Annotated in this window: 8 protein-coding genes and 1 pseudogene; 2 read left to right on the top strand and 7 right to left on the bottom strand. The window is 65.9% G+C overall.

Annotated elements, in window-relative coordinates:
* Positions 1–784, bottom strand: a 784-nt coding sequence (locus tag A2J03_RS00325) for an EAL domain-containing protein (protein ID WP_156520121.1), incomplete at its 3' end; no start/stop codon positions are given.
* A 250-nt stretch (positions 785–1,034) separates the two neighbouring features.
* Between A2J03_RS00325 and A2J03_RS00330 the strand changes: the two genes are divergently transcribed.
* Together A2J03_RS00330 and A2J03_RS00335 are read left to right on the top strand one after the other, a co-directional pair.
* The gene (locus A2J03_RS00330) at positions 1,035–2,063 is read left to right on the top strand and encodes an Rv1355c family protein (RefSeq protein ID WP_068368129.1); all 1,029 of its coding nucleotides are present in this window, start codon (positions 1,035–1,037) and stop codon (positions 2,061–2,063) included.
* 78 nt (positions 2,064–2,141) lie between these two features.
* Positions 2,142–3,311 (top strand): GGDEF domain-containing protein, encoded by a 1,170-nt coding sequence (locus tag A2J03_RS00335; RefSeq protein ID WP_068368131.1) that lies wholly within the window; start codon positions 2,142–2,144, stop codon positions 3,309–3,311.
* A gap of 12 nt (positions 3,312–3,323) precedes the next feature.
* On the opposite strand, the gene A2J03_RS00340 is transcribed toward A2J03_RS00335, so the two are convergent.
* The 6 genes and pseudogenes from A2J03_RS00340 to A2J03_RS30815 form a co-directional block, all read right to left on the bottom strand.
* The gene (locus A2J03_RS00340; RefSeq protein WP_231912299.1) at positions 3,324–4,133 is read right to left on the bottom strand and encodes a hypothetical protein; all 810 of its coding nucleotides are present in this window, start codon (positions 4,131–4,133) and stop codon (positions 3,324–3,326) included.
* A gap of 346 nt (positions 4,134–4,479) precedes the next feature.
* Positions 4,480–5,109 carry a DUF4913 domain-containing protein gene (locus tag A2J03_RS00345; RefSeq protein WP_068368133.1) on the bottom strand — a complete coding sequence of 210 codons (630 nt, stop codon included), beginning with the start codon at positions 5,107–5,109 and terminating at the stop codon, positions 4,480–4,482.
* Complete coding sequence (locus A2J03_RS00350) at positions 5,106–6,953, bottom strand: type IV secretory system conjugative DNA transfer family protein (protein WP_068368135.1); 1,848 nt, start codon at positions 6,951–6,953, stop codon at positions 5,106–5,108. The genes A2J03_RS00345 and A2J03_RS00350 overlap by 4 nt, the downstream gene beginning before the upstream one ends.
* Entirely contained in the window at positions 6,950–7,759 is an 810-nt protein-coding gene (locus A2J03_RS00355) for a hypothetical protein (protein WP_068368137.1), read from the bottom strand. The genes A2J03_RS00350 and A2J03_RS00355 overlap by 4 nt, the downstream gene beginning before the upstream one ends.
* Entirely contained in the window at positions 7,756–9,240 is a 1,485-nt protein-coding gene (locus A2J03_RS00360) for an ATP/GTP-binding protein (RefSeq protein ID WP_068368139.1), read from the bottom strand. Before A2J03_RS00360 ends, A2J03_RS00355 begins: the two co-directional genes overlap by 4 nt.
* Positions 9,241–9,254: 14 nt before the next feature.
* Positions 9,255–10,104, bottom strand: a pseudogene (locus A2J03_RS30815) (hypothetical protein); the annotation flags it as partial.

Below are 10,104 nucleotides of genomic sequence, written 5' to 3' on the forward strand. Positions count from 1 at the left end.
CCGTCAACGGTCTCGTCACAGGAGGGCGTGGCTGCACAGGAAAGGAGAAGGTCGGGGATGCATCGAGGGGGCCGGGACGGCCGAGATGAAACCCTTGCCCGTAGTCGGCACCCCACGCCAAGGCTTTGTCCTTCTGTCTCCCGGTTTCGATTCCTTCGGCGATGAGTGTCACCTCGAACCGGCTCGAGTATGCGAGCACGGCGAGCAAAGTGGCGAGCTTGTCGCCGGGGAGGTCGTCGTCGAGCAACGATCTGTCGAGTTTGATCACTTCCGGTGCCAGAAGGGGCAGAACCACCATCGAGTCGGGGTCGGCACCGACGTCGTCGAGAGCGATGATGATGCCGTCGCGTCGAAGTCGGTCGGCTGATCGGAGTAACCGCGCCGGATCTGTGAGCAGGGAGCGTTCAGCGAATTCCGCGACGGGCCGAACCTGCGACCCGCCTCCGCGCAACAGTTCGCTGAGGTGACGGGCCGAGGTCGATGACTTCTCGGAGGACATCGCTTCGGCTTCGATGTTGACGAACAACGTACGCGGCGCGTGGTCTGCAGGGGTGGACTGTGCCGCTGCGGCGACTGCCGACGCTATGCATCTACGGTCCAATTCCTCGGCCATCCCCATGGTCCGAGCGATATCGAAGATCTGTTCCGGCGAGGTGTCCGGAAACGCCGGCCACCGGGTGAGTGCCTCGTGCGCGACGACCAGCCCGGTCCTTGAGTCGACGATCGGCTGAAAGACTGAGATCAGTGAGCTGAAACGCTCATCGAAGTCATCGTCGACTCCCAACTTTCACCTCATATCCTCGATCCAAGTGCTGCACATGCACAAAGACTTCCGTTCCCTGCGCCGAGGGACGCGGGGGCGTTGCCTGGATACGGACTTTGCCACAGTGGTCATGTCGGCGACTGCGTTGCTTCCGACCCGCATTGCCGAAGAGTCTTTAGTAACGTGAAGCAGTCTGACGTGCCTCAGAATGTCGGACATGATCGGCGTTGCTTGTCGTCGACAGTCATTCGAAGGATGCGGAGCATCAGCAATGTCAGAGCACAGAGTGTTCGATCCGTCCGAGCGTGAACACGACTCGATCGTCCGTGGTCTGATCGACGATCCCGCCATCGGCGTCGTCGACACGACACCCGACCAGTTGGCCTCGCTTCGTGGGCTAATTCCTGCGATCGCCGGCGACCTCGCGGAAGAGCCACGGTGGGTGTACTACCCATGGCGGCGCTCACTGGTGCGGGTCCTCGGTCCAGGCGGCTTCGATCGGCTGCGACTGGACCGCAACAGAAACAAGATCACCACCGAAGAGCAAGCTCGGTTCAGAGGTCTGCGGGTGGGAATCGTCGGGCTGAGTGTCGGTCATGCCGTCGCACATACCCTCGCACTGGAGGGATTGTGCGGGGAGTTGCGTCTGGCCGACTTCGACGAGCTCGATCTGTCGAATCTCAACCGCGTCCCGACTTCGGTGCTCGATCTGGGCGTGAACAAGGCGGTCGTGGCGGCCAGACGAATTTCCGAGCTCGACCCCTATCTGAATGTGCAGGTCTTCGCGAACGGTGTGACGGCCGAGACGCTCGGTGGCTTTCTCGACGGACTCGATCTCGTCGTCGAGGAATGCGACTCGATCGACACCAAATTGCTGGTCCGCCACCACGCCCGCGCCCGAGGTATTCCTGTGGTGATGGAGACCAGCGACGGAGGCGTCCTCGATATCGAACGCTTCGATCTCGAACCCGACCGACCGGTGTTTCACGGACTGCTCGGCGAAATGGACACCGCGGATCTGGCCGACATGACCATCGAGCAGAAGAGCCCAATTGCAGCGACGTTGCTCGAACCGAGCAAGCTGACCCCTCGAATGATTGCGTCGGTGCCGGAGATCGGGCGCACGCTTTCGACGTGGCCCCAGCTCGGCGGAGACGTCGCACTCGGGGGTGCCGCTGTAACCGCTGCCGTGAGGGCATTCGGCCGAGGCGAACCACTCCCTTCAGGTCGGCGGCGGATCGATCTGGATGGGTTGGTACGCACCGGCCTCGACCCTGCCGCCGGTCCTGCAAACGTGTGAGCGGGCGCACCACCGGCGAGGAGCTCCGACAGATACTGTTTGTGGGGTTCGCCCAACCCTGATCCGAGGAATCATCCGATGAACGTGATCGACCAGTCGCCTCGTCGGCGCACGAACTTCTGGCGATCACGGCTCGACACCCGCACGGCCGCAGTCATCGCGAGCGCCACCGGTGCGGTGCCGCTGTTGGCCATTGCGCTGCTGTCACCGACATTCCTACGGCCGAACGCACTTCCGGTTCTCATCGCCGTGCTGACGTTCACCGCAGTCACCGTGCTTTTCGCCGCCAAGGTGGGGCGGTTGAGCGAACGCCAATTCGCGGTCCTGGGTTTCGGGGGTATGACCGGAGTCGCGATCAGTGCCTACCTGATCGCGGATCCGGCAGGAACGCGTGCGGTCACCTCGATGTTGGCCATCGTTCCGGCCATCGCCGCATCGAGCTCACCACCACGTGTGACTGCCGGCCTGTCCGCGGTCGCGGTGGTGATGGCCACGGCACTGTCGGTGATCAGTGTGGGGTCTTCCGGGTGGGCGGTGACTGCGGTCGCTATCGGTGCCGCCGTGACCACGGTGCTGGTGCCGGTCGCGCTTATCGGTGGCCTGCGCCGAACACTGTCGGTGGTCAACCGGAAACTGCAACAACTGGCCGACACGGATCCGCTGACCGGTCTGGTCAATCGACGCGGACTGCTGTCGAACGCCGGGATCCTGGTGCACGAGGCCTGCGAGCGAGGGAAACCGTTGTCTGCGCTCGTAGTCGACGTCGACTACTTCAAGGCCGTCAACGACACGGCCGGTCACACAGCCGGCGACCGAACGCTCGCCGCGGTTGCCGCTACCCTGGCGAATGCGGTGCACGCGGTGGTCGGCGCATCGGATGCGGTGGTTGCCCGGACCGGCGGCGAAGAGTTCCTGATCCTTGCCACACACCGAGAGGATCACGAGCTCACGCGGCGGATACTCGACCGAGTCCGGTCCGACTGCACGGTGACCGTGAGTATCGGAACGGTGACTGTGGACGTGCGACCGGCCGCGTCCGATGACGGTGCGTCACCCGCGACGAGCTTCGCTTCGACCGAATCGGGCGGTCTCGATCAGGTACTCGATGCGGTCGTCCGCGCCGCTGATGCCGCGCTCTACCGAGCCAAGACCGACGGCCGAGACCGCGCCTGCCACGCGGGGACCTTGACGATCAGCTGGCAGGGCACCGTACAGGGTCGGCAACACGAAAATGGTCGAGGCCAGTGATGTAGCGAGCCGCTATGCCACGAACGGGACGTGCCGATCGTCCCCACACAGTGCGCGGACCTCGTCGACCATCGAGCGCCACACCTCGGGCTGCGCGGCCTGTGCGAGGGTAGTTCGGTCCCACCACATCATGACGGTCCGGTACTGCTCGCTCGGATATGCGGCAGCGGGGATGCCGTGGTCGATCCGCCCACCGGAACTCTCCCACAATCGCAGGACGTGATCGGCCGCGCTGGCGAACAGGTACCGGCTGCCGGTCAATTCGAGCGTCGGCAACGCTGTTCGAGCCAGGACATTCGACACCGTCCGCCCTGCGGCCCCCGCATCGACCCACGCGCTTTTCATTTCCACGATTCCGTGGGGAAGTCGAGACCGAAGCAGGTCGGTAACCGGTGCCAGTCCGGGCGAGTCCTTCCACTCGGTGAGGACATGGGATTGCTCGACCATCGCGTACGGCCCCTGGGCTCGAACGCCGCCGAGCATCTCTCCTGCCTCATCGCACACCACGTAGAACAGTGCTGTCGTTGCGCCGGAAGCCACTTCTTCCATGTCGAGAGCCGCGGTGACACCGTGGCGTGAATACGACTCCCACGCTCCTTCGACGTAGCGGGACCACAGTTCCGGGGAGCCCGACGGCGTCGCGGCTGTCAATGTCAGGGCTCCGTCCGCGCAGGGCGTCGACCGGTGGACGGAGTCCAGCCGTCTCCGCTGGGCACGGACAAGGCTCGTGCTGTCCGCCGGTGCGTTGCGTACAGAGCCAGGGCGGCCTGCGTACTCGATGATGCGTGCCGAGGGCGTGCTGGGGAGGATGGGGGTCGTCATCGATGAGCTCCTGAGGGGGTGTTGCCCGATAACCCTTCTAAGGCATGTCGCGCATGTGTTCGATCTGAAACAGCTGTCAAAGCCATTGTGCAACAAACAAGATTACTGTCCGGTGTAACGCCATGAAACATACTTCTGGTCTGTTCGAGGAGGTTGAATGTGTTGTGTCACTAAGCCGTCAGCAAGGAAGCCGCAAGATTTATGACTTATCACATCGCCCGGATGTAGGAGGCCTCCGCGAGGACTTGTCGACAAGGTTCGGCCCACTCGCCGCCGCACCCGCAGTCAATCGGCGATGCTGCATTCGGCCCGGAACGTATGGCACGGCGGCCACGCTCGCTTCCGGTCAGGTGGAGGGAACCCAGGCACCCGCGTGGGCGTTGAAGGTCCATTCGATGCCCTCGAAGCTGACGGGGCTGTCGGGGTCGGCGGCGTCCAGTGGTTCGGCGAGGCCGGAGTCGATGGCCATGTCCATATCGTTGGCGGGGATGGTGCGCACTTCCTCGGCGGCAGTGACGTCGGCGACCGGTGCAGGCGGGGCCGGGGCCGGGGCCGGTTCGGGGCGGGCGTTGACGTCGGCGTCGACGAACTCCTCGATGCCGGCGAGCGTGGCCGGCGGCATTGGCCGGTGCGCGCATCGATCGTGGGTGCAGCTGTCGAAGTCCGAGATTTCACGGATACGTGTCATGAGCGGCCGGAACCACTGGGTATGCCAGGCGGTGAGGTCGTCCCGGTAGCCGTCACCGCGATAGTAGGCATCGGTCCACGCCGCCATCAGGGCGCTCAGTTCCTCGACGACGGGATCGTGGCGGTACCAGCACGGCGGAATCTTGGTGCCGAGCTCGTAGCGCCCGCGCAGCCAGGTGGTCCAGTCGATCAGCTCCGACCACAGCGCCCGCGCCTGCTCGGCGTCGAGGTAGCGCCAGGTGAACCGTGACGGCACCAGCTCATCCTGCTCGGCCCCCGGTGCGGTCACGACAGTGTCGTCCCGTCACTGACCTTGTCGAGCACCACCGCGCCGGACTCGGCCTCGGTACGAGGTGCGGTGCCCGACGCCACGATCTCGTCGAACACCTTCTGCGATTGCAGCACCGCGGCACGTGATGGTTTCTCGTCCCACACCGTCGGCAGGTGCACCAGGATCGGCGGCGCGGTCCGATAGATCAGCAGGCCTTGATCGGGGTCCATCTGACGGATCTGCGCCGGCGACATCACCGGTACTTCCCGCAGTGTCGGGCCGGACTGGGCGTTGCCGGAGGGCTGCCACTCGTATCGGTCGCCGAGCATCTTCGAGATCGCCTGCAGCTCGTCGCCTTTGAGGCCGGGAAGGATCAGCCGGGCGGGGGAGTTGTCGGCGAACATCTTGCCGGCGACCGCGCCCCAGCGGAGCTTGTTCTGCTCTTCGTTGTGGGCGTAGGCGTGGATGGTGATGCCGCGGCCGCCCGAGTCCGACATCAGATCCGGCAGGCCCGGGATCGGGGCGACGTTGTTGACTTCGTCGAGCTCGAATCGGATCGGGGGATCGAATCGGCCACCGGGTAGGGACTGCGAATGCCGGTCGGCGAGGTAGTGCACTTCGCTGGCCAGGGCCGCGATGAACGGTGCCGCAGAGTTGTCTTTGCCCTTCGACACCAGATACAGCGTGTCCGTGCCGGATCGAATGAACTCGTCGATGTCGAACGACTCGTGCATCGGTACGTCGACGGCCTCGAGCAGTGCGGGGGAGGCGAGCGGGGCGAGGAGTCGGCTGGCCGCGCCGATCATGTCGTCGGAGGAGTCCGATCCGGAGTCGAGGATCTGGCCGAGTTCGGCTTCCCAGCCGGGCATCGTCCGCATGAGGATCTCGCGTGGTTCGCGGCCTTTGCGCGAGTTCACCCACACGCGCAGCGTGGCCAGGTTCGCGCCGCTGATCGCGGCCGCGTGCAGGTAGCAGCGCAGCAGCACGACTGCTTTGTCTTCCCAGTAGCCGCCGTTCTTGGTGTCTCCCATCGGCATTGCCGACACCAGGCTCTGTGCGCGGCGGATCGCCACGTCCGGATCCTGGCAGCCGGAGAGGATCGACCAGCGGATCGGGTCGGGCCATCCGGTGATGTTGTCCGGATCGAAGATCGACACCCGCCCGAGCGCGGCGCGGTGCTCGTACGTCGCCGAGATCAGATCCACTTTCGTCGACGTCACGAGCAGGGTGCCAGGTGCGTCCATGCAGCGCTGATACGCCACGCGCCAGGTCTTACCCGAGCCGGTGACGCCCTCGACGAGCATGCAGTCGTTCTGCTTGATGTAGACGAACCTGTCGGGGTCGACCATGTTGCGGCCCAACGCGATCGCGACCTCGCTCGCGGCCAGTCTCGAGGCCCGCGTGCCCTTCAACGACGAACGGGTGGCGACGGCAGCGGTGCGGACACTCTTCTCGTCGATGCCTGCTCGGGCGAGCTCACGTCGGCCGGCGAATCCACGTTGCGCCTGATCGCGGTGGTGCTGCCAGTCGTCGATCTCGGAGTTGATCCACAGGGCTACAGCGGTATACAGCGCACCGAGCACCAGAATGCACACCCAGGTCACCCACGCCGGGCCCGGCTGCGCGGTTGCCGGCCACGCAGCCGCGGGGTCCGACGGGTTCGTGACCAATCCGCGGAAGATCGAGAACAGCTCACCGAGGCTGGTGGGCATCGCGATCACCTTGCCCGAGACCAGCGAGGAGACCATGCCGCCTCCGGCGACAGCGAACACGAGCCCCACGATTACAGCGGCACCGACCCACACTTCGGACGGAAAGAACGGATTGCTGGGCCTGCGGGGAGGGGATTGCATCGCACTCATCGAACTGTCCTGTCTTCGGTGGAAGGGACACGGCGGGAATAGCTTTCGAGCACGAGCAGCTCGGCGGCGAGGCCGACGGCGCAGTCCGCGTCGGCTACCGGGTCGAGCGCGGCGAGGTTGGCTCGTAGCTGCGTGATCCGGATGTACCGGGCCACCGCGTCGGCGTCGGCGTCGGTATCGGACATCGGGTCGGGATGGGTGATCTCGTACCGCCCCTGGTCGGGGAGGTATGTCGCGGTGGCCTGGCTCCGTTGACCACTGCGCTCAGTGATCGAGCGGGCGAGGTCGTGCGTGAGGCGGTGCGCGAGGTCCGGTGCCCATTGTCCGAGCGGCAGCGTCGAGTTCGGCAGCGGGCCGGGCCGGGTCGAGAGCACGCGTACATCGACGCCGGCCTCCAATCCCACGCTGCCCTGCCACTGGATCGGCAGGGCGACCTCGTCGACGGCGGCACGCAGGTAGCCCGGTGCCGGTATCCGCATCGGATCTTCGCCGAAATCGAGTGCCGGCGCGGTCCGCGCTTTCCGGACGCCGACGCTGTAGACCGGGATGGCGGCGAGGGCGCAAGCGATCTCGCCGGGGGTACCGGACACACAGACCTCGTCGTGCTCTTCGACAGCGATGGTGACGGTGATGTCGGCGCGGCGGGCCGCGAAGGTAGCGATGACGGCGAATCGTGCTGCGGCGGAGGCCGATGCGAACCGGCCCCCGGTCGAGCTGGTGTCGCCGGCGTACCCGATTGGGGCCGGCGAGCTCACGCGCACGTCGATGGTGCGGGAACGCCGGGCCGCTGGCGAGGAGGTGGTCATGCGGGCTTGACTCCTTTGACGGCGGCGTCGGTGTCGGTGAGGGCGATCTCCTGAGGGGAGCGCACGTGTTCCATCAGGATCGGGTCGGACGAGCCGATCTTGACCAGGCATTCGCCCTGGCCCAGGCCCATGATGATGTCGATCGACCCGGGTGGAAGGTGATACATCTCCGCGGTCTCGCGGGCGTCGTCGAAGCGTTCCTGCGCGAACAGGAACACGATTCCCGCTTCCTGCATCAGCGCCCGGGCGGGGGAGTCGTGGGACATGTCGGAGGGGTGGTGGAAGGCCGAGACGGTGGACAGACCCAGTCCGCGAGAGAGTTTCATGTTCGACCGGAACACCGCGCCGGTCGATCCTTCGGCGACGTGCCAGCCTTCCTCGACGATGAGAATGGTCTGCTTGGACACCGACGAACGCGCCGCGAGCAGGTTCGCCAACCAGGTGTTGATCACGGTCATCACCACCCGCAGCGCAGGCCCTTCGGTCGGCAACGCGGAGACGTCGAAATGCGCGAACGGATGCTCGAGCGCGGCCCGGACCTCTGGGGAGGTTTCCGCGTCGACGAGGCCCTTCAGATCCCGGTCGACCAGACGCAGCAGGGCCAAGCCCGGCTCGTAACCCCATTCGAGGGAACGCTCGGACCAGCGGTCACCGAAATACGTGCCGTCGTCGGCGGACGGTTCGACGAGGCGGCGCGCGAGATCCTTGAGCACCGGTGCGTGACCGGTGGCGGCAGCGTCGGCGTTGACCAGCTCCAACGCTCGGCCAACGGCGCTCTTCTCCGGGGTGGTCAGCGGGCGTTCCATCGTGTCGGCGAGGACGGCGAGCACGAGGGCTTCCTGACCGGCAGGGGTGACACCGTCGAGACCGCCGGCGTGCTCACCGCCGGTGGTGATCGCCGGGTCGAGCAGGTTCAGTCTGGCACCGCCGCCACCGGTTTTGAACCGGACCGATTCCACGTCGAGGGTGCGGGCGAAGATGGAGTACTCGCCCTCGCTGCCCTGGCGTTTCTTGTCGATGACCACTACCTGTCGGCCGAAGATGATTTGCCGCCACAAAAACGCGGTCTTGACCATCGAGGACTTGCCTTTGCCGATGTCTCCGACGACGCAGACGTTGATGTTGGAGATGTCGGTGCCGTAGAGCTCGAACGGATCGGTGATCACCAGATCCTGGGAGATCCGGTTCAGGCCGGTCACCGCTCCCTGGTGGCGGGCACTGCGGCGGCTGATGGCCAGATTCAGCGATTCGGACTGCCTGGTCGTACTCCACGCGCCTTCGGTGCGGGGTTCGTACCAGCCGTAGCGGTCGAGGAGCGTGAACCGACGAGGTGGCTTACGGCGGGCAATCCGCTTGGGAATCGCCTCCGCGGCCTCGAGGACGGCGGCGGAGTCGCCGATCAGGCGGGGGCGCGGCGATCGGGCCGGCTGCCCGGTCGCGGCCGGTCGGGTGGACGGACGACGGGTGGTGTGTTGCGGCATCGAAATCTCCTGGGCTACTTGGTGTAGCGCGTCACGGCGAGACCGCGGGCGAAGGGCAGGGTGGTGAACAGGGCGACGTCGTGCGTGTCGTCCTGCCAGGTGATGGTCTTGATGGCCGATTCGTCGGCGGCTTCCTCCACGCGCATGCAGGCCCGCTCGAGGTCGTCTTCGTCGCGTCCGGTGACCGCGATCGACAGGGAGTAGATGGTGCCGTGATGGCCCGAGCCGGGCGTCAGATCGGCGCGTCGGCGCCCGGATGCGGTGGCCATCACTTCGGCCGAGCCGTCGCCGGTGATGCCTTTGCGTGCTGCGCTTTCCTGCGCCGCCTTGTCCTGGGTGAAGTCTTGACTCGCCGCTTCCCGGGCGACGGCGTCGGGCACGAAATCGACTCGGACACTGACGGTTCGGATAGTCGGGGAGGGCGGGTTCTCGTCGTCGCCGATGTCGGGGGCGACCCCGGTCAGCAGCGGTGCGAGCCACAGTGGGCCCAGCGGAATGGGTTCGATGCTCGCCGGCGGGAGGAACCCGACACGGGTGTGCCAGCGTCCGGATACCACCACCGAGTCGTGGCCACCGACGTAGGAGGGCCAGCAGTTCGACCACCGCGCCCCTTGGTGACGATCGAGTGGGTTCGACGGGTCGACGAACGCGCGGATCAACGCGCAGGTGCGTTGCTCACCGAGGACCTGGACGCGGCCCATGCCGGCGGCGACGAGTTTGCTCACCGCGCGCATCGTCTCGTCGCGGATCACTTGGGCGACACCGCCTTCGAATCGGGCACCTTTCCCGCCCGCCGCTCGGGCGGCCGAGTCCTCGAAGTGGTCGGTCTGGGGGAACTTGAGCACCACGTACGCCCGGTGCTCT

The organism is Rhodococcus sp. EPR-157, from assembly GCF_001647195.1.
Lineage (GTDB): Bacteria > Actinomycetota > Actinomycetes > Mycobacteriales > Mycobacteriaceae > Rhodococcoides.

Coding starts and splice junctions, on each gene's coding strand:
- A2J03_RS00330 (WP_068368129.1), top strand. CDS start 1,035: ATGTCAGAGCACAGAGTGTTCGATCCGTCCGAGCGTGAACACGACTCG.
- A2J03_RS00335 (WP_068368131.1), top strand. CDS start 2,142: ATGAACGTGATCGACCAGTCGCCTCGTCGGCGCACGAACTTCTGGCGA.
- A2J03_RS00340 (WP_231912299.1), bottom strand. CDS start 4,133: ATGACGACCCCCATCCTCCCCAGCACGCCCTCGGCACGCATCATCGAG.
- A2J03_RS00350 (WP_068368135.1), bottom strand. CDS start 6,953: ATGAGTGCGATGCAATCCCCTCCCCGCAGGCCCAGCAATCCGTTCTTT.
- A2J03_RS00355 (WP_068368137.1), bottom strand. CDS start 7,759: ATGACCACCTCCTCGCCAGCGGCCCGGCGTTCCCGCACCATCGACGTG.
- A2J03_RS00360 (WP_068368139.1), bottom strand. CDS start 9,240: ATGCCGCAACACACCACCCGTCGTCCGTCCACCCGACCGGCCGCGACC.